This window comes from Vreelandella zhaodongensis, assembly GCF_013415115.1.
Classification (GTDB): domain Bacteria; phylum Pseudomonadota; class Gammaproteobacteria; order Pseudomonadales; family Halomonadaceae; genus Vreelandella; species Vreelandella zhaodongensis.
Map to the genome: position 1 here is coordinate 201,925 of NZ_JACCDD010000006.1, position 19,120 is coordinate 221,044.

At 50.3% G+C, this 19,120-nt stretch carries 17 protein-coding genes and 1 pseudogene; 10 read left to right on the forward strand and 8 right to left on the reverse strand.

The genetic code is table 11. From position 1 onward, the window contains the following. The first annotated feature begins 40 nt into the window (after window positions 1-40). A complete protein-coding gene (gene sthA, locus HZS79_RS12085; protein WP_162219207.1) occupies window positions 41-1,432 on the forward strand; it encodes a Si-specific NAD(P)(+) transhydrogenase in 1,392 nt (463 codons plus the stop codon). A gap of 43 nt (window positions 1,433-1,475) precedes the next feature. Here the strand turns inward: sthA and HZS79_RS12090 are convergent, their stop codons facing one another. The 5 genes from HZS79_RS12090 to leuS form a co-directional block, all read right to left on the reverse strand. After that, entirely contained in the window at window positions 1,476-2,450 is a 975-nt protein-coding gene (locus tag HZS79_RS12090) for a PA2778 family cysteine peptidase (protein ID WP_179928008.1), read from the reverse strand. Next, window positions 2,428-2,871 (reverse strand): PA2779 family protein, encoded by a 444-nt coding sequence (locus HZS79_RS12095; RefSeq protein WP_179928009.1) that lies wholly within the window; start codon window positions 2,869-2,871, stop codon window positions 2,428-2,430. The genes HZS79_RS12090 and HZS79_RS12095 overlap by 23 nt, the downstream gene beginning before the upstream one ends. A gap of 244 nt (window positions 2,872-3,115) precedes the next feature. Beyond that, window positions 3,116-4,183, reverse strand: coding sequence for a DNA polymerase III subunit delta (gene holA, locus HZS79_RS12100; RefSeq protein WP_162219204.1), 1,068 nt, complete (start codon window positions 4,181-4,183; stop codon window positions 3,116-3,118). Then, window positions 4,180-4,692, reverse strand: coding sequence for an LPS-assembly lipoprotein LptE (locus HZS79_RS12105; protein ID WP_162219203.1), 513 nt, complete (start codon window positions 4,690-4,692; stop codon window positions 4,180-4,182). The genes holA and HZS79_RS12105 overlap by 4 nt, the downstream gene beginning before the upstream one ends. After that, window positions 4,689-7,274 (reverse strand): leucine--tRNA ligase, encoded by a 2,586-nt coding sequence (leuS, locus tag HZS79_RS12110; protein WP_179928010.1) that lies wholly within the window; start codon window positions 7,272-7,274, stop codon window positions 4,689-4,691. Before leuS ends, HZS79_RS12105 begins: the two co-directional genes overlap by 4 nt. 164 nt (window positions 7,275-7,438) lie before the next feature. On the opposite strand from leuS, the gene HZS79_RS12115 reads away from it, so the two are divergent. Further along, window positions 7,439-7,957, forward strand: a complete 519-nt coding sequence (locus tag HZS79_RS12115) for a zinc ribbon-containing protein (RefSeq protein WP_162219201.1) — start codon at window positions 7,439-7,441, stop codon at window positions 7,955-7,957. Between the two features lie 20 nt (window positions 7,958-7,977). Here HZS79_RS12115 and HZS79_RS12120 read toward each other — a convergent pair whose 3' ends face one another. From HZS79_RS12120 to HZS79_RS12125, 3 genes are all read right to left on the reverse strand, one after another. Next, window positions 7,978-9,291 (reverse strand): hypothetical protein, encoded by a 1,314-nt coding sequence (locus HZS79_RS12120; RefSeq protein WP_179928011.1) that lies wholly within the window; start codon window positions 9,289-9,291, stop codon window positions 7,978-7,980. A 416-nt stretch (window positions 9,292-9,707) separates the two neighbouring features. Then, a complete protein-coding gene (locus HZS79_RS16890; protein ID WP_281373491.1) occupies window positions 9,708-10,019 on the reverse strand; it encodes a tyrosine-type recombinase/integrase in 312 nt (103 codons plus the stop codon). Further along, window positions 10,000-10,659, reverse strand: a complete 660-nt coding sequence (locus HZS79_RS12125) for a phage integrase N-terminal SAM-like domain-containing protein (protein WP_281373492.1) — start codon at window positions 10,657-10,659, stop codon at window positions 10,000-10,002. The genes HZS79_RS16890 and HZS79_RS12125 overlap by 20 nt, the downstream gene beginning before the upstream one ends. Before the next feature lie 342 nt (window positions 10,660-11,001). On the opposite strand from HZS79_RS12125, the gene HZS79_RS12130 reads away from it, so the two are divergent. The 8 genes and pseudogenes from HZS79_RS12130 to HZS79_RS12165 all read left to right on the forward strand — a co-directional run bounded on the left by HZS79_RS12130 (window position 11,002) and on the right by HZS79_RS12165 (window position 19,061). After that, window positions 11,002-11,625 carry a hypothetical protein gene (locus tag HZS79_RS12130; protein ID WP_179928012.1) on the forward strand — a complete coding sequence of 208 codons (624 nt, stop codon included), beginning with the start codon at window positions 11,002-11,004 and terminating at the stop codon, window positions 11,623-11,625. Between the two features lie 94 nt (window positions 11,626-11,719). Beyond that, window positions 11,720-12,337 (forward strand): DUF6338 family protein, encoded by a 618-nt coding sequence (locus HZS79_RS12135; protein ID WP_179928013.1) that lies wholly within the window; start codon window positions 11,720-11,722, stop codon window positions 12,335-12,337. A 207-nt stretch (window positions 12,338-12,544) separates the two neighbouring features. After that, window positions 12,545-13,447, forward strand: coding sequence for an abortive infection family protein (locus HZS79_RS16945; RefSeq protein ID WP_179928014.1), 903 nt, complete (start codon window positions 12,545-12,547; stop codon window positions 13,445-13,447). A 125-nt stretch (window positions 13,448-13,572) separates the two neighbouring features. After that, window positions 13,573-14,442: an AbiH family protein gene (locus HZS79_RS12145; RefSeq protein ID WP_179928015.1), complete on the forward strand. Its 870-nt coding sequence runs from the start codon at window positions 13,573-13,575 to the stop codon at window positions 14,440-14,442. A 121-nt stretch (window positions 14,443-14,563) separates the two neighbouring features. Continuing rightward, window positions 14,564-15,694 carry a DUF418 domain-containing protein gene (locus tag HZS79_RS12150; protein ID WP_179928016.1) on the forward strand — a complete coding sequence of 377 codons (1,131 nt, stop codon included), beginning with the start codon at window positions 14,564-14,566 and terminating at the stop codon, window positions 15,692-15,694. Window positions 15,695-15,997: 303 nt separating this feature from the next. Further along, window positions 15,998-16,948, forward strand: coding sequence for an alpha/beta hydrolase family protein (locus tag HZS79_RS12155; RefSeq protein WP_218927991.1), 951 nt, complete (start codon window positions 15,998-16,000; stop codon window positions 16,946-16,948). A gap of 251 nt (window positions 16,949-17,199) precedes the next feature. Next, window positions 17,200-17,478: pseudogene (locus HZS79_RS16725) on the forward strand (IS1182 family transposase); the annotation flags it as partial. Between the two features lie 1,109 nt (window positions 17,479-18,587). Beyond that, window positions 18,588-19,061: a GNAT family N-acetyltransferase gene (locus HZS79_RS12165; RefSeq protein WP_179928017.1), complete on the forward strand. Its 474-nt coding sequence runs from the start codon at window positions 18,588-18,590 to the stop codon at window positions 19,059-19,061. Window positions 19,062-19,120: the final 59 nt, after the last annotated feature.

The following is a 19,120-nucleotide window of genomic DNA, read 5'->3' on the forward strand; positions in this document are numbered from 1 at the left end:
GTATGTGTTTATAGAATAGGCATGAGGAGATCCAGACTGTATGGCGGTTCATAATTACGATGTCGTAGTGATAGGTACTGGCCCTGCAGGGGAGAGTGCTGCTATTAATGCTGCCAAGCATGGCAAGCGGGTAGCCATTGTTGATAAACAGGTTCAGGTAGGAGGCAACTGTACCCACTGGGGAACTATCCCCTCAAAAGCGCTGCGCCATCAGGTGAAACAGATCATGGCGTTCAATACCAATCGCATGTTTCGCGATATCGGTGAACCCCGCTGGTTCTCATTTCCTAAAGTAATGGAGCGCTCGCGCGGTACGATCGATAAGCAAGTGGAAATGCGCACGACGTTTTACGCGCGCAACCGGATTGACCTTTACCACGGCGTCGCCCGTTTCAAAGATGAACATACCATCGTGGTACGCGATCGCCAGGAAGGCATGGAAGAGCTGGTGGCTAAAAAAATAGTGATTGCCACTGGGTCGCGCCCGTATCGCCCCGCGGATATCAACTTCCGGCACCCTCGCATCTATTGTTCTGATACGATTTTAAGTCTCTCGCATACGCCACGTACGCTGGTTATTTTCGGGGCGGGGGTTATCGGCTGTGAGTACGCCTCTATTTTCTCAGGCCTAGGTGTCAAAGTTGACCTGATTAATAACCGCGACAGCTTGCTTTCATTCCTAGATGACGAGATTAGCGATGCACTTTCTTATCATCTGCGTAAGCACGGTGTACTGATACGTCATAATGAAGATTACGCGAGTGTTGAAGGCAATGAGTCGGGTGTCGTGGTACACCTGAAGTCAGGCAAAAAAATCCGTGCAGACGCCTTCCTTTGGGCTAATGGACGCACCGGCAATACCGATAGTCTCGGGCTTGAGAACATTGGCTTGGAAGCCAATGGACGTGGCCAGCTTAGTGTCGATGAGCAATATCGCACAGCGCTTCCACATGTGTATGCGGCGGGCGATGTAATTGGTTGGCCTAGTCTTGCCAGTGCGGCTTATGATCAAGGATTAAACTCGTGTAACGAGCTGCTCGACAAAGATTATCGCTTTGTGAGTAATGTTCCCACGGGGATCTACACTATTCCGGAAATCAGCTCTTTTGGGCTTAATGAGCGAGAACTCACCGAAGCTAAAGTTCCCTATGAGGTGGGTAAAGCGTTCTTCAAAGATACGGCTCGCGCGCAAATAACGGGCGATATCGTTGGCATGCTGAAAATCCTCTTCCACCAAGATACGCTAGAAATTCTAGGCATCCACTGTTTCGGTGATCAGGCGTCGGAAATTCTACATATCGGCCAGGCCATTATGCAGCAGGAAGGGGATGCGAATACGGTGAAGTACTTCATCAATACGACCTTCAATTACCCCACCATGGCCGAAGCGTACCGAGTGGCCGCTCAAAATGGCTTAAACAGAGTGTTTTAACGAGCGAATATTGTGGGAGTGATACACTCCCACAACGTTTACCTCACAGCTTATCGAGTAATTGCTGCGCACGAGACTGCGATTCGCCTTCTCGTTCGGCGGCTTGATTAAGCGCGTGACGCGCCTCTTCGGTACTACCGCTGTGCAGCTGCAGAATAGCCAAGTTTAGCCAAGCAGCACCCATAGTAGGGTCGAGCTGGGTGGCGGACTCAAAAGCATCCTGAGCGGCTTTAGGCTGCTCGTCGGCATACAATGCATTGCCCAGGGCAAACTGGCCAAATGGGTTAGTGGGGAAGCGGTCGGTAAATGCCAGCCAGCTAGATAGTGCGGCTATGGGCCCATGTAATTCTTCATAGGCGTTAATGGCTTGCAGGGCATTATGAGCTGAAACGCCTTCTGGTAGCGTGCCGGGTTCGCTGACCACAAATCCCCAACGCTGCGTGCGTGCCCAGGTCGCATCAAAGCGGCTGAAGGACATGGTATGCCGCTCGATTTCACCACTGCGCAGAATGAGCGTTTCATTGGGTAAGTCAAAGCCAATGGCGACCGCGTAGTGCCACATGGGAAACGCAGGTAATGCAAGGTTCTGCATCACCACGACGGGGTCATCGGCTTCCAGGTGGCGAAGTAGCGCATCCATGGTGCCGCGAATAGGAATCGCCAGCTGCCCATAACGGCGTACGGTGGCTAGCATCTCTGGCTGAACGCTGCCGTCTCTGCCAGGCAAAAATACCTGAGGAATCAACTGTTCGAGGCTGGTATCGACTCCCTGATGGTTCAACACCATGGCAAGTGTCGCAGGTCCACACTGATAGTCGGTTTGAGCGAAAAAGGGCACTTGGGTCAGTTCTATCTGAGGTGTTACGTCTGTTTTGGTGCTCTCTAACAGCACTGGGCTGCGGGCACAGCCGCCAAGCAGAAGAGCTGATAGAATGACGAGCAGTAAAACGCCCGCAAAGCGGGCGTTTAAAAGGTCTTTTATCATGACAGACAAATCAGCGAGTGAACGGATAGACATCGGTCAGCCCGAGAATGTCAGTGATAAGCAGAATAATAAATACCGCAAACAAGGCTCCGATCACACCAGCACCGGCGGGCAACTGCTCTAATTGCTCAGCCATTTGCTTAGCTTCAGCATCGCTCAGCGCGGCTACGCGTGCTTCAACGTCATCAGGATTCACACCCTGCTTTAGCAGCTGATCTTGCACATCTGCACGGGCGAGAATGTCATTAATTCGCTCGCGGTCGGCACTCGCACGGTCGCCTGCTAAAACAGATTGCGTTGAGACTAATTCTACAGGAGCCCGTTCTGTAGAAGCCTGTCCAGTAGAGGCTACGTCCATTTCTTGCGGAGCCGTAGGAGCTGCAGCAACAGGCAAGCTGGTAAACACCAGAGCGGCGATCAATAAAGCCGAGAGGTAAGCACGAAAAGTTTTCATCGTTGTCATCCTTAGACTTATCAGGGAGCAAGGGAGCCTTTGATTAATGTGATGAGCGCAGACCAGACAAGGCAAAAATCAACGAAAAAGCGCAGTTTACAGGGTGTAAATGAGCATTTTGAGGTGATTTTTAACGCAGTATGGTCAAGCGCAATAGTTAATCAGAGGTTTCCAAGCTGTTATGTTTCTCGGGTCAGCAGTATAGAAACAATTAGTGCAGGATTTAAGGCAAAAACGAAAAGTACTAATTATTTGCACTAATGCGATAGGTCCATGGGGTTTCAGCCAAAATGCCCTTGCCGCCCGCCATGGTCATGGCAAGGTCGTGAAGGCCAGGCCATAAGGGCACTGCAGAAGCTCCTTTCACCGCAAGATCCAAACGTTGTGCCATTAAGAGTAGTTTGTGCAACCGTTTCATCGAAAGGCGGCTAATGGCTTTTTGATAGGCAGGGCGTCGCTTATCAAAAATCATCGGCTTTTGGGTTTTGCAGGCGTGCTCGAAGCTTTGGCCCTGATCCAGATGCTGATGAAGCGAGAGCAGAGTGCGCAGCTCACGGCTTAATGCCCAAAGCACAATAGGGGCTTCAACCCCTTCACTGCGTAGGCCATTGACGATACGCGATGTGCGGCTAGGCTCACCTTTCAAGCAAGCATCAGCCAAATTAAATACATCAAAACGGGTATTGTCTTCGACGCCTTGAGCAATGCTTTCGACGTTGAGGCGCGTATTAGGCGGATGAATAAGCGCGAGCTTTTGTAGTTCTTGGTCCGCGGCCAGCAGGTTGCCCTCGGTGCGCTCGCCCAGCAAACGGGCCGCTTCCAGGTCAATCTGCAAACCATGCAGAGAAGCACGGTCGCGCAGCCAGTAGCCTAAGCGCGATGCATCCACTGGCCACACGGGAACGAACAAGCTTTTCTTATCCAGTGCTTTGAACCAGGCGCTCTTTTGCTGTTTGGCATCTAGCTTACCCATGCTGATAAGCAATAGGTCGTCACTGCCGTCCATCATGTCTGCGTACTGTGCCAGTGCTTTACTGCCTTCCTGGCCCAGTTTGTGTGTGCCTAAACGTAGTTCCAGCAGCTTATTGGAAGCGAAAAGGGAAAGGTTGCTGGCCGTTTCCAACAGCCGCCCCCAAGCGAAGTTGGGCTCTACATCCAGCACTTCTCGCTCTTCGATACCGGCTTGCCGAGCGGCTAGGCGCACGGCATCACAGGCATCACGGTGTTGCAGTGGCTCATCGCCAGCAACAATCACCGCCTTAGGCAGTTTTTTAGCGAGAGCAGCGGGGAGCTGGTCGGCAAATACCTTCACTGCATGGCCTCAAGGTTTGCCAGCCGTTCGATGATACGCTGCGCTAACTGCCGAGCGAGGGTTTCCTCGGCTTCTTGGAACAAAGCTTCGCGGTTGAGCAGGTCATCGTCGCTTACTCGGATGCGAGTATTGGTGGCTACTGTCGCGTTATTAAGGGCGTAAGCACTGGTTTCCCGCTGCTGCACAGACAGGGTAGTGCTTAAGGTGAGCTCATGATCCTGGCTAGCACGCCCTTCACTGCCAATACGTCGCTGCCGAAGCAGAGGTGTGCCCAGGGTTACTTGCCAGGGCGCACCCCTGCTTATCTCCGTACCTTGCTGCTGCAAACGCGTCCGTAGCTGTTGTGCCAAGGTGCTGTTGTCATCGCCTTCGAGGGAGAGCGCTGGCAAGCGTGGCATGGAGTCGGTGCCGCGCAAGCGGAACCCACAGCCGCTGAGCAGCACCGCCGCTGAAGCGGCGATGCTGGTAGCGAGAAAACGGCGGCGTGTAACGCCTTGGACTGGTTTCATCCGCTCACCACAATGTTAACCAGCTTGCCGGGCACAACGATCACTTTACGCACCGTTTTGCCTTCCAGATGGCGCTGGACGTTTTCATTCTCCATCGCCAGCGTCTCGATGGCCGCTTTATCGGCACTGGCCGGCGCTTCCAGGCGTGCACGTAGTTTACCGTTAACTTGCACCACCAGTTCGATACTGTCGCGGGTTAACGCGGCTTCATCCACCTTGGGCCACTGGGCTTCAATGGCGGGCTGGTCATAGCCTAACTGTTGCCACAGTGTGTGACACAGGTGCGGAGTAATAGGTGCCAGCAGCAGCACACATGCTTCAAGCGCTTCGCGACTGACCGCCAAGCCAAGCTCGGACGTATCGTCGAACTTAGCCACCGCGTTAGACAGCTCCATCACCGCGGCAATGGCGGTATTAAAGGTGGTGCGGCGGCCAATGTCATCACTGGCTTTCTTGATTGTCTCGTGGGTTTTACGACGCAGTGCTTTTTGGTCGTCATTCAACGCATCAACCGTCAATTTGCCCGGTGTGCCAGCAGCAAGGTGCTCGGTAACCTGACGCCAAATCCGCTTCAAGAAGCGGTGCGCACCTTCAACGCCCGAATCCGACCACTCCAGCGACTGCTCGGGCGGTGCGGCAAACATCATAAACAGGCGTACGGTGTCGGCACCAAACTTGTCGATCATCGACTGCGGATCAACACCGTTGTTTTTCGATTTAGACATCTTTTCGATGCCACCCATTTCTACCGGCTGGCCGTCGCTCATCAGCAGGGCGCTTAACGGGCGACCTTTCTCATCGCGTTTTACTTCCACGTCGGCGGGGTTAAACCACTCTTTGCCACCGTTATCTTTTAAGCGATAGAAGGTTTCTGCGATGACCATTCCCTGGGTGAGCAACTGCTGGAACGGCTCATCAGAATCTACCATGCCGAAATCGCGCAGCAGTTTGTGGAAGAAACGGGCATAAAGCAGGTGCAGAATCGCGTGTTCGATACCGCCGATATAGAGATCAACGGGCAGCCAGTAATTGGCACGTTCATCGAGCATTGCTTCGTGGTTATCTGCGCAGCAGAAGCGGGCGAAGTACCAGGAAGACTCCATAAAGGTGTCGAAGGTATCGGTTTCGCGCACCCAGCCATCGCCCAGTTCAGAAAACTCGGGCATTTTCTTCAGCGGTGAACCGGAAGCGTCTACGGTCACTTCCATGGGCAATGCCACCGGTAGCTCGTCATCAGAGAGCGGTACGGTTTGGCCTTCCGGGCCGTATTTCACGGGAATTGGTGCGCCCCAATAACGCTGGCGAGCAATGCCCCAGTCACGCAGGCGGTAGTTGGTTTTCACCTCGCCACGGCCAAGCTCCGCAAGCTTCGCGGCAATCGCATCAAACGCTGCCTGGAATTCCAGGCCATCGAACTCGCCTGAGTTAATCAGCGTACCGTACTCGACGTAAGCACCTTCGGAAATGTCCGGCTGGTTACCGTTGGCATCGGCCACCACAGGCTTCAGCTCTACGCCGTACTTGGTCGCAAATTCCCAGTCGCGTTGGTCGTGGGCAGGTACCGCCATCACCGCACCGGTACCAAACTCCATTAACACGAAGTTGGCCACAAACACCGGCACTTCATCGCCAGTTAGCGGATGAATCGCTTTGTGCCCAGTGAGCATGCCCAGCTTTTCTTTAGTGGCCATTTCGGCTTCTGATGTGCCACCTTTGGCGCACTCGTCACAAAACGCCGCCAGCTCGGTGTTTTTTGCGGCAGCCTGCTTCGCCAGCGGGTGGCCAGCAGCTACGGCTACATAGGTCACGCCCATCAGCGTATCCGGGCGGGTGGTGTAGACCGGCAGCGGCTCGCAAGCGCTGCCGTCTTCTGCCTGAATTTCAAAAGTCATTTCAACGCCACAGGATTTACCAATCCAGTTGCGCTGCATGGTTTTAACTTGCTCGGGCCACTCGACGTTTTCCAGATCCGCCAACAGCTCATCGGCGTAGTCGGTAATCTTCAAGAACCACAGCGGGATCTCTTTACGCTCAACCGGTGCGCCAGAACGCCAGCCACAACCGTCGATGACCTGCTCATTGGCCAGTACGGTCTGGTCAACCGGGTCCCAGTTTACCGTGGACATTTTCTTATAGACCAAGCCTTTTTCTACCAGCTTGGTAAAGAACCACTGCTCCCAACGGTAGTAACTGGTATCGCAGGTGGCGAATTCACGGCTCCAGTCGTAGGCAAAACCAAGCGCCTTCAACTGGTTGCGCATGTAATCAATGTTTTGATAGGTCCACTTGGCGGGCGGCACCTGATTTTGAATCGCGGCATTTTCCGCAGGCATTCCGAACGCGTCCCAGCCCATGGGCTGCATGACATTTTTACCCTGCATGCGCTGGAAACGGGACACAACGTCGCCGATAGTGTAATTACGCACGTGACCCATGTGCAGCTTGCCGCTGGGGTAGGGGAACATGGATAGGCAGTAGAACTTTTCGCGGTTGGCGTCTTCTACTGCTTTAAAGCACTGGTGTTTGTCCCAGTACTGCTGAGCGTCACGTTCGATCTCACGGGGGCTGTAATGTGCGTCCATCGGTGTTTTCAATGCCTTGGGGTAATTCGCCCCTAAAAGGGCGTAAAGTGAATAATAGATGACGACTGTCAGATAAGTAGCGTCGATTGTATCCTATGCAGGTGTATCCTTGAACGGGTAGCCGATGATAGGCGGCACCCTGGGTCGACAAAAGGAGAGTGACCATGGAACAACATAACGATCACCGGTTGCGCGAAGGCTACGAGCGCCTGCTGGAGCGCATGCAGGACGGGGCTAACGAGCTTACCTGGGAAAATCTACAAAAGGATTTAGACGAAGCCGTTGAGTTCGAAGCGGAGCTGGAAGAGTACACTAAAGACGAGCTCGCGCTGCTGCGTGCCTGGGTAGAGCGTGACCTGAAAGACATGCGCTATTACATGGCGGATACCGGCAAGCAGGTTGCCAGCTGGTTAGGTATTGATATTAACAGCCTTTCACGGCGTGTGGCGGAATCGCTGCTATCCATTGCCGACCGTAGTGTGGTTGAGCGTGAACGCTTTGAAGATGACTTGGAAGCTGCTCGTGCGGATTACTGTGAAGGTGAAGTCGCCGCGCCCGGCCTGATGGCTTGTGTGCATTGCGATGCCCAGGTAATGCTGGAAAGCGTGGCACGTATAGAGCCATGTCATCAGTGTGGCCACCGCTACTTCTATCGTTTTCCCAGTAACATCATCGAAACCTGAGTGGCTAACGCACTCAACAATTAATTGACCCACACGCTCAGGCCTGCGATCGCCCCTAGCGAGAGCAGGCTCATCATGGCGGCATACAGTAAATTATTTTTCATCATGCGGTAGCCGCTGACCCCATAACGCCCCTGCAGCGAAAGGTTAATGCCGGAAAGCGGCCCAACGCTGGTACCTACCGCCCAGGCGCTCAGCGCGACAAAGGCAAACAGCGTTTGCTCACCACTCGCTAAATTCAAAATAGATGCCAGTACGGAAACGCCAATAATCGGGTGTAATCCCACCAGTGCACTCAACGTAATCGCCGCAAAGCTCACCATGGCCTGCCACATCCCAAAGGTGGCAAATAGTGTCCAGTCGTCACCTGCCGCCGCCGCGACCAGGGTAGAAAGCCCCAGGGTTAATAAGCCCGCCGCCAAAAAAAGCGAAATTTCACCACGCATTGCGGGTAGCCGTGTAGCGGTATGTTGTCGAATGCGCCGTAGGGTATAGCGCGAACCTTCCCGCAGGTTGCTGAGTACCGCCACCGCTGGTAGTAAAAAGGTAATGATGCTGACAATGGTGAGCGACGGCGTCAGCCAAAAGTGAAACAGCATCACCAGCGCTGCCATTCCCGCAGGCATTAGCAGGCTGCGGGGTGAAAGCGAAAAGCCATCCACCTCGGCTAAATCAAACCGCCGCCTAAGCTCTAGTGTGGTTAACAGCCCCGACAGCATCGCCAACGGGAACCCAATCATCGCAATCTGGCCGTACTGTACCTCTGGTACCAGCGCAATCACCACCGCCATAGAAGCAAAAAAGGGCGACCACAACGCCGCACTTGAAAGCCCACGGTTCAGCGCTAACAGCTGGGGCGTGGTTAGCGGTGAGCGCCTGGCTAAACGGTCGCCGACCATAAAGACCGTCGAAAGATTCAAAATAGTGCCGAGAAAGTGTACCCCCAGCCACGTGCGCAGCACGCCATCTGCACCAGTCACCCGCTTACCTGGTGGGCGCTTATTACCGTGGGTGCCAATCAAAGAAATAAAGCTAACGCCCACCAGCATCGTGGCCACAAACACATTGCCCTGGAGCATGGCAGGCCAATCCACATTAGCGCTGTAGACCACTCGCGCCACCACTAGCATCAGCACCCCAAGGACAATCAACACCCCCGCCTGAATGCGCGAACGCCTTGGGATATCCCGCCACAGCAGCACCACCGCCGCCCACAGCAAATAGCTCACCGCCTGTGCCGTTGGCATTGCACCGGTAAAGCCCACTATCTGCGCTAAAAGCCCCAGCAGCACCAGCACACCCGCCACCCGCTGCCGCGTCGTTGTCTCTTGCATCTCAATCCCTTACTGGTTGAGTTAGCAGGCTAATAGGATTCTTAACAGTTGGCTAGCACAAGAGAAGTGAAGAAAGCGTTTGCCGAAAAGAAACGTCACATTTTCGTAGCGCGTGGTAACGAATCTCGCGAGGAACGAGCGAACGAGGCACCTGCGAAAGAGCAGGGCACGGATCAGCACATACAACGATAGAAGCATAACAAAGCGGCGTTTCTGCTTTGCTATATCGAAGAAAACTGAGTAATGTCAAAATATAGTTTGCTTAACGTAATATCAGACAAGAAAAACACCGACGGTCGCCAGCGGAGCGTTTTAACGTAGCCCAGTTGTACCGGGGCGGTAGCGTGCTTTCATGGTGCTTAGCTAGCGAGATGCCAGTAGTATGTTTACCTCGGAGTACATCAACTGCTCAGTAGTTAGGTAATCGCATCAAGAGGGCTTGTTAAGCCTGCAAAATGTTGGCCGAGCACATGGGTATAGATTTGTGTAGTAGATACATCAGAATGCCCAAGGAGCTCTTGAACAGTTCGAATATCTCTTCCATTTCTCAGCAGCTCGGTAGCAAAGCTGTGACGAAATGTATGGCAAGAGACCCGCTTATTAGCCAGCTTTGCAGCAACTACGGCTTTCTTTAACGCTTTTCTGGGCACAGAATCATGCAAGTGGTGGCGACACAGCACGCCAGTGACTGGATGGCGAGAGATGCTATTAGACGGAAATAAATACATCCACGCAGGCTGCCGATAGGCAGAAGGGTATTTTTTTGCCAAAACACCCAGTATAGAAGGGCCAACACTTTTCTGATTGTCTCGTTCTTGCAGCGCTGATTATGCCTCTCGTGCTTTCATAAAGCGTCGAACTAAAGATGGTTACTCTATCTTTTGAGCCTTTACCGTCTCTCACTGTTATTGATCCCTGGGAGAAATCGATGTCTTTCACCCTTAAGCGCAGACACTCAGAGATACGTAACCCAGAGCCATACAAAAGTGAAAAAATCAGTTTATCTCTTCCTACCATCTCCTTGAGAATGCTGGCAACTTCAGCCGCCATGAGCACTTCAGGTAAACGCTGTGGCTTAGAAGCATAATTGAATTCAAAATCTCCCAATGGCTGTTTCAGGAATTGATTATACAAATACGCCAGCGCGTTTAGCGCTATACGCTGGGTGTTGACTGCCACATGGCGGTCAGTGGCTAGGTAGCCTAGGAAACGTACAACTTCAGTTGCTCCCATCTCACTAGGATGACGGCAATTATTGTATCGAATGAAAAAACGTATCCAGTAAATGTACGTTTTCTCGGTTCGGATACTCATCCCACGCACGCGGATGGACGTGCGAACCTCATTCAGGAAAGGGCTGCTGGCCATTTGGTGAACCCATTATTAGCTGTATGTATAAACAGTATAATTAGGTCTTTTCATTCTGCAATGCGTATTTTTCTATCCCATCGGAGTGAAGGGGTGCTCGATTTCAAGGAAGGTTTTTTAAATAATCATATATAACAAGCAGTTGGTGAGCTTCTTTGTATGCTTATGTGCAATATGTAAGGATGGCTTAAAATGATAACGCGCATGCGCATTTTTCTAGCAGGCTTTAGAGCGGGAGGTGGTGATATTTCTTTTTTATCAATCGATTGGAATGCTTTTAGAGAGGTAGGCCTTCCAGGAAAACGCGCATGCACACTAATAAACTGTTAGCGCAAGGAGATCATGGTGCCAAGTATTGAGATTGGTGATGTCGCAACATGGTTAGCAACTGCGGTCGCCATAATTTCGGCAATAGCGGCGGCTAGATCATCAAGATCCGCAGATCGTTATCAAGAAGAAGCGGCTCAACACTCAAAGAAGAGCGCAGAGCTACTAGAAAAAGAACACCAATTGAAGCTTAGAGAGTGGACCGATCAATATTTCAACTCGGTGCGTGCATGGGCTGAGCAAGTTTGTCACGCAATTTCTGAAGCAACGCACATTATCGAGCACCCGGAGCTGAACGGAGATCATAAGCGCCCTGTGTTAGTTAAGCTAAGTTCATTGATTGACACTGGCCGATGGTATTTTCCAAACCAATGGACTGACGATTACGGCACACATAAAGAACCCGCGTATCGTGGGATTCGACAGGCTATTCTTGATTGTGTAGTGGTGGCCTACGATCTTCTAAGAGATTCCGACCCTAACGAAAGTATAAAAGCTGAGCTTATCGCTGCCCAGCGAGAGTTCGTAAGCTACATTCAAGAAGTGCTTGATCCGAGAAAACGAGAGCAAGAAATCAAAAAAATACTCATGGATTTTGAAGTCTCTGAGCGTTTACGCAGTGCCCCAGGAAAACGCTAACAAACGGCTGTTGTCGCCCCTTCGGGGCTGGGACGGCCTTTCCGCCGCTTCGCGGCTACAAGTCCGCCCCAAAGCCGGGCGTTAGCGAGGGTGTATGACAGAGGGTTTGTCTGGAAATATCATTGATTTGGTCATATTCCTCTTGCCAGGTTTTGTGTGTGCTTGGGTGTTTTACGGACTTACGTCTCACCCTAAGCCTCACCAATTTGAACGCTTGGTTCAGGCGCTAATCTATACATTTTTGGTTCGCGGCTTAGTAATTGCTACGGAGTGGATTCTAAACGTAATCGGAACCAATTGGTTCTCGATAGGGGAATGGGATGATTCCTCTGATACGTTTGTATCTCTAGTTCTTGCACTCCTGATGGGAGGGCTCTTCGCTTACTTGGTAAACGCTGATGTTCTTCATCGTCATTTAAGGCGATTCAAGCTTACGTCCAGAACCTCGCATCCATCTGAATGGTTCTATATTTTCTCTGAGAAAGTGACGTTCGTTATTCTTCACATGAAGGATGGTCGTCGACTTTATGGCTGGCCTAAAGAATGGCCATTGGAGCCAGGAAATGGCCAGTTTTACATAATGCTGCCCGCTTGGATTCTTCCTGATGGTAATCAGCAAGATCTGCCAGAGCTGGATGGGGTTCTTGTAAGAGCTGAAGATGTTAAATGGGTAGAGTTTCTAAATTTTGAGGAGGACGAGAATGACGAATAGGAGAAAAGGGTCTAACCCTCCGCCGCCATCAAGCGGCAGGGGGCGTGAGCAGGCCAATACTAATCCGCCCCCGACAAATGTTCGGCCTAAGCCCCCATCAAACCCTCCGCCGCCGACCAATGATTCGGGTCGCTAACAATGCAAAGCAGCAGGGACGTGCTGACGCACGCCCCTGTTTGCGGCGTTACGTGACACGGAGACATCGTCGTGTTTGAGAAGCTGTTCGACGTCTTTTCAAGGCGTGAGAAGAATTTCGCGAATGGTGAGATAAAACCCCTAACACCAGAATTTCGGAATCGCGTGTTGATGTTGCTGCGCGACACCCTCCAGTACGATTTCCGTGCGTTCTTGGGTCAACTGCATAACAAAGCTGCATATCTCTACGGCAAGTTTGGTCTCTCCGGAGCATCTGCTCATTCCTCTCCAGAAGACGATCTGTTGAATTTCTTTACCACATGCAGTGATGAGAACTTTCTAGACCTGATCGAGTTAGTCTTTCGCTCAAACCTTTCTGGCGTTTCCTGGACAGATAACCCGATGATTCAAGGAATCAACGAATTTTTCCTAATAGATGCATTGCCTTACCACCTCACCGGATATGTGATGGAAGAGGTGGAATCGTCGTTTCGTGGAACGCCGACTATGTCGATTCGAATTGCTGAATACCCCCAAATCATCAGGAAGGATAGCGAGGTTGTTCATCAAAATGCTATGGAGCCTGCTCTTAACCTATTAAGTGGGGCTGAGTTCAAACACGCGAACGATGAATTTTTAAAGGCATTGGAAGATCATCGAAAAGAAGACTATCGGGATTGTCTGACGAAGTGTGGCAGTTCTTTTGAGAGCGTCATGAAGGTTTTGTGCGCCAAAAATTTGATTTCTTTCAATGAAAAGGATACCGCTTCCGCGCTGCTAAAGGCTTTGCTGGGAAGTGGGCGGCTCGACCAATATTGGGAGCAGCCTCTAATGCTGATCGCGACTCTCAGAAATCGCTTGAGTTCATCACATGGGGCTGGGGCTCAGGCCAAGGTAGTTCCGGAGCATGTGGCCACATATGCAGTGAATGCCACGGCCTCAGCCATTTTGTTCCTGTATTCTGAGTTCCAGTAGAAAGTGTCACATAACAACACGTTTCAGTTGACGTTTGACCCGCTGCCCACTTTTGCTTTCACAAAAGCGGTCATCGCCTCAAACGCACCTGAACGTGGGCGTTAGGGCTTTTTAGGAGGTAGGTGGTGGCTGAGCTTTGGGTAATAGGAAACGGATTCGACCTTCGGCACCAACTGCCGACCAGATACAGTGACTTCTATCAGTTCGCCAAGACTATGCTCGATGAGTTGAAAAGCTACTACGCCATTGAGCTTGAAGAAGGCGGGCCCTGGTGTAACTTTGAGAACTCTCTAGGTAACTTTATCTGGAACGATTTTTACGACGCCCATAACCACATCGATATTGCCGCTGATGACTTTAGGCCTAGCTTTGTATACGGGCTTGAAGATGAGCTCAATGAGCAGGCGGATGAGATTGTGGAGGGAATAAAAGACTCCTTCCGTGAATGGGTAGAAGGAATAAATGTTTCTGGAGCTGTCAGCCAGCTTGCAGTTCCAGAGGATGCGTTATTCACCTCATTTAACTACACATCTACTTTGGAAGTGGTGTATGGCATTGCGGCCGACAGAGTCTTGCACCTTCATGGAAGGGCAGAGCTCTTTGATGACCTGATATTCGGACATGGCGACACAATCGAGGAAGAGCCCGAACTTGATGAAAACGGAGATAGCAATCGGACGATGTTCTCAGATGCAGAAGGTGCTGCAAAATACCCTTTTTATGCGCTTAAAAAGCCAGTTTCAGAGGTGTTGGAGAAGAATAAAATCTTCTTCGACTCGTTGGAGCACATCACTGAGATCACAGTAGTTGGCCATTCGCTCAATAGGGTCGACCTCCCGTACTTTCAGAAATTGGCCGTAAGCGCCTTGAATGCCCACTGGAAAGTATGCTGCTTCGGCGAAGAGGAGAAGATTCATCATGTTGAACGATTGGTTGAATGCGGGGTTCCTCGAGATCGCATTCGCATCTGCTCTTATGAAGATCTGCAGATTTAGCTACGGCGGTAAAAGCACCTAACAAGTGCATCAAATTCGTTCCGGCCCTAAATGGCCTCCACCGGACGGCCTTGTTAGGCCGCCGTGTATGCAAGCGTTATGCATAAGGATAAATCACATCATGAGTACTGTGCGGCGAAGTAATGAAGTTGACATCATTAGGATGGCCGCACTCATTGGTATATGTGTGGTGAATGTGCCGTTTATGGCATTGTCAGTAGAGTCTTTGTTTACTCCGCCTGATGGTTTTTATGATAAGTCTGTGGGATTTCTCGTGGAGAGTTTTCTCCAGTTGAAGTTTTTTCTCCTATTCTCATTTATCTTTGGGTGGGGGATGGCCATTCAATACAAGTCAGCAGAGTCGAAAGGGCAGTCATTTGCAAGACGTTATTTTCGAAGAATGATCGGATTGGCCATGTTAGGTATCGCCCATGCAATATTGGTGTTTAGTGGTGATATCTTATTTTTGTATGCACTTCTGGGCACATTTCTTTGGTTGATAAAAGACTTTACGCCTCGGCGATTAATAACCTTTGCGGCTTGGATGTTGCCATTAAGTATGATTTTTCTCACCATACTTGCGGTGCTCATTGACGCTGTGATGGCTGATAAAGCTATTTCATTTTCCGCGCTGGGAGGCGCAAGCCTTGGAGGCGGCTTTCTCGAAGCGACTCAGGCAAGATTTACGGACTGGCCTATCACATTTGGATTTTTAGTTCTCCTGCAAGGCCCATTAGCTTTGGGTGCGTTTGCTGTGGGCTTAGCTGCCGCCAAAACAGACTTTTTCTCTGAAAACAGCGATGGATATAACCTGATTCAACAGCATTTGCCACTTCTAATCATTATCGCCTTACCGACGAACATTTTGTATGCAGCAGTCGTCGGCGGCATTGTGCCAGAGACTTACGAAATATTATCTTTACTCGGGTTTGTGTTAATAGCCATAGGTGCGCCTGCACTCTCATTGATTTATTTATACCTTTTCATTCGTCTTTCAAGAATGATTAAAATGCCGCATTTGCTGGTATTGGCTGGGCAAAACTCTCTGTCATCATATGTTGCTCAAGGGGTGCTGGCTGGATTTGTGTTCAGTGCCTATGGTTTGGGGCTGTTTAACTCGCTCGGCCATGCGGCTTTGATTCCGGCTTCTTTGATCATTGCTCTTATTGCCATGGTTTTTGTGGGTGTTTATGCCAAAATTTTCGGGCGAGGTCCATTAGAGCCGATTTTGCGTAAAATTAGTGGAAATTGATGGCGGAATAACCAGTGGCTACATAGGAAGTCAAAAGCTCCGCTGCACTCTGCTTTTGCTTGCTATGAGCCAGGCGTTAAATTCTAGATGAACATATGGCACTTCCGAGCTATAAGGACATTACCGAGCTAATTAAAAGAAAGAGCGACAGCTTTTACTCGTGTACAGGGATTCAAGTTATTGGTTTAGCATGCTTGCATCCTGTAATAAGGCACTGAGCCAGCTTTCTGAGCTTGTCGCGCTCCGTGAGGGGGGACTCCGCAGCTCGACAAAACCATTATTGGCCTCTAGGCGGAGATTCCATTGCATACAGAAGACGTCGTCTTTTTATCAGAGGGCACATCCCTTGCTGGCACACTGACGCTGCCCTCAGATATCGTAGCTTGCCCATGCGTGATCATGGTTCATGGCAGCGGTCCACAAGACCGTGACGGGAATATATCTGGATTTAATGTCCAGGTTTTTAAATTTTTAGCTGAGCATTTTGCAGAGAATGGTATCGCCGCGTTGAGATACGATAAGCGAGGCTGCGCTCAAAGCGATGGAAGCTTTAAAGAGTCAGGGTTGAGTGAAATGGTTAGTGATGCCTGCTCAGCTATAGACTATGCCCGTCAACGGGTCGAAATTGATAAAAAATGCATGTATGTGCTTGGGCATAGTGAGGGTGCAGTATTGTCCCCTGAAATTGGTTTAAAAAGGCCAGATATTGCAGGGATCATTATGTTATGCGCGAGTTTGCGTAGCTTTGAAGAAGATTCCATTAAAAATGCCGAGGTGCTTAATCGGGATTTAGAAAAAATGGTAGGAATAAAAGGGTGGTTGGCCAGGCTGCTCTTTTATACAAAAGATCCCCAAAAAACCATGGTAGATCTCAGGCGAAAGGTGGAGAAAACAAAAGCCAAGCAAATATGGGTCTCTTTTTCTCGGGTTAGTACCAAATTTTATAGAGAGACATTTAACTACGATGTTAAATCGTACTTGAACCGGAATAAGCTCCCCATTTTGGCTATTGGTGGTAGCAAAGATTTTCAGTGTCATCCTGATGACACCCGTCAAATACCATTAACAACAGCAAGCGAAGTCACAGTTCGTATTATTGAAAACATGGATCACATGCTTCGAAATCAAGAAGGTGAGCCTACTTTGCTTAGCTATAGAAACGCAGGCAAAACACCAATAGTGCAAGAAGTCAAAGAGCAGGTTAGCAACTGGGTCAAGCTCAAAAGCGAACAAGCGATTGCACCGGAAAAATAACTCGCTGGCGTTCGCTGTGTTCCGGTGAGTAAAGCGTTGAGGCTGTATAAAAAAAACTCTGACACCTAAGTGTTGGTAGGATCGAGGAAACAAACGAGGAGTGGTCAGCATGCTGCGCTTCAAGGCTTATAACTACGATCAGAACGCCATGGTGGTGATCAACTACCAAGATCAGCTCCAGCCGTGAAATGCAGTGGAGCTGCGAGACCAATATTATTTTTTCAAAGATATCCGACGGGCTAAGACGATTCTCGCTAGATGCCGCCATGAACAAAGTGGGCCGTTTCCTAAAGACGCACAGCCAAAGAATAGGCCAGGGGAAGCGGATCAAGGAAGTGAAGAGCAATCTGACCGATAACGAAAGTGCCAAAATGACGACCAGTAAGGGCACGATTCAGGGCTATGACGGTGTAGCTACGGTGGATAAGAAACATCAGATCATCATCGACGCTCAGACTTTTGGTGAAGGCCAGGAACATCGCACCCTGAAGCCAGTCCTAGAGCAGGTTGAAGCGAGCTTTAAGAAGCTCTGAGAATATCTACCAAAAAGACACCTCGTCACCGCCGATACTGGCTTTGCGAATGACAAATTTATTAGGAATGAATTTGCTCAGCCGCAGGCCTAAAATGGCTAGACGCCGACATTAATCTCCAGTCAGATGACAGGCTGGGTAAATAAGGACAACAGGCGGTGGAGATGGCTCGAAATCGGGTTTTTCTACAGCCCCGTTAGGAACCTATAGTGTTTAGTTTACTCCCGCTACTACTATTTCTGATATTTTCTGTGAAAACCATGAGGCTCGTTTGGAGCCAGTCCGAGTCCTACCGAGAATTTGGAAGGGGGGCGTGCCGTCCGATAATGCTACTCGCATTAATACCACTCGGCCCATTGGTGTTAATTATCATGCCTTATTTTGTCGGCGCAATACCGGCCTCGATAGTGGCAATTGCGTGCTCTGCTCCCGCGTTAATCACCTTTCGCAAGCATGTTGGTATATTTGATCTTTCAGGCACAAGCCGAACCGAGGGAGCTCTGCAATCCGCCCACATGGGATTTGCCTTAGCGATGGTAGGCCTACTCTACGTAGGTGCATTCTTGGCCTTTTCAATTGTGGCGGGGTGATCTCCCAGAAAGTACCTACTTCATACAGAATGGTGAGGGTCAGCATACGGCCAACGCCAAGAGTGGTTTGTCGCTCCCGATGTGTTGCAGAGTATTTAGCCTTCTTCAACAACGTATTTCTCGAACTCCGCGGTTGGTTTAATAGGGTGGTAGCAGTAAACGATGACGCCAGAGGGATCAATCAGGCCAAACCCCCTGTCTCCCCATGGATGATCTTCCAACGGTACCGTTGCTGTCAGGCCTGCTTGGGTTAACTGGGAGTGGAGTTCATCGGCGTCGTTTAACCGCTACAAGTCTGTGTGCATGCAAATAGCGTTTGCTATTTATTGGGATTCGAAAAAACATAAAATCAAGTGCTTGGCGGATGCAGGCCCTGGGTGAAGTACACTAAGGTTTATATTTTCGCAATTACAGAGGTGGTTGTCTTCGGTGAGTGGCTGCAGCATCAATTATATTTGATGCTAATGGCTGCGCTGCAACTGAGCTCATCGTTAGTAACAAAAGGAGACCGTCAATTTGCCTGTCCGTGAAGCTAGGGAAGCTGATCTGAAAGCCATTTGTCAGCTTTCTAATGAGATTAATGGCACTCACTATGCGCATATGCCGAATGACTTCGCCAAGCCAGATGGAAGCAATCGTGATGAGCCATACTGGCAGAGTTTCATGAACAGGGATGACTCTGCGGTTTTTGTGACAGAGAACAATGGCGTATTAACAGGCGCCGCGGCTGTGGTGGTATCAACATCGACGCCATACCCGTTTCTCACTGCTCGGCCCCGTGGGCACGTCGCCACAATAGTCGTGGCCGAAAGCCATCGTGGAAGGGGCTTAGGCCGAGTGCTTATGTCGGCTGCTGAGACTTATGCAAAAGAGAAAGGTGCTGAAGATATCAAGCTAGAGGTAATGGCGTTCAATGCTGACGCTTTAGATTTCTATAGAGAGCTGGGCTATGGCAACTTTTCGTTCCGGCTTTCAAAGACTTTGCCCTGACAAGCGCAATAGTCGTATTGGCGTCTCCATTGTGGTTGCATCTCCGCAGACAAGCCGTA

Excerpts from the sequence above, each read along its gene's own strand:
- HZS79_RS12090 (WP_179928008.1), bottom strand. The coding sequence starts at position 2,450 with ATGTCTATCCGTTCACTCGCTGATTTGTCTGTCATGATAAAAGACCTT.
- HZS79_RS12125 (WP_281373492.1), bottom strand. The coding sequence starts at position 10,659 with ATGGCCAGCAGCCCTTTCCTGAATGAGGTTCGCACGTCCATCCGCGTG.
- leuS (WP_179928010.1), bottom strand. The coding sequence starts at position 7,274 with ATGGACGCACATTACAGCCCCCGTGAGATCGAACGTGACGCTCAGCAG.
- HZS79_RS12120 (WP_179928011.1), bottom strand. The coding sequence starts at position 9,291 with ATGCAAGAGACAACGACGCGGCAGCGGGTGGCGGGTGTGCTGGTGCTG.
- HZS79_RS16890 (WP_281373491.1), bottom strand. The coding sequence starts at position 10,019 with ATGTATTTATTTCCGTCTAATAGCATCTCTCGCCATCCAGTCACTGGC.
- sthA (WP_162219207.1), top strand. The coding sequence starts at position 41 with ATGGCGGTTCATAATTACGATGTCGTAGTGATAGGTACTGGCCCTGCA.
- HZS79_RS12135 (WP_179928013.1), top strand. The coding sequence starts at position 11,720 with ATGACAGAGGGTTTGTCTGGAAATATCATTGATTTGGTCATATTCCTC.
- HZS79_RS12095 (WP_179928009.1), bottom strand. The coding sequence starts at position 2,871 with ATGAAAACTTTTCGTGCTTACCTCTCGGCTTTATTGATCGCCGCTCTG.
- HZS79_RS12105 (WP_162219203.1), bottom strand. The coding sequence starts at position 4,692 with ATGAAACCAGTCCAAGGCGTTACACGCCGCCGTTTTCTCGCTACCAGC.
- HZS79_RS12115 (WP_162219201.1), top strand. The coding sequence starts at position 7,439 with ATGGAACAACATAACGATCACCGGTTGCGCGAAGGCTACGAGCGCCTG.
- HZS79_RS12150 (WP_179928016.1), top strand. The coding sequence starts at position 14,564 with ATGAGTACTGTGCGGCGAAGTAATGAAGTTGACATCATTAGGATGGCC.
- HZS79_RS12130 (WP_179928012.1), top strand. The coding sequence starts at position 11,002 with ATGGTGCCAAGTATTGAGATTGGTGATGTCGCAACATGGTTAGCAACT.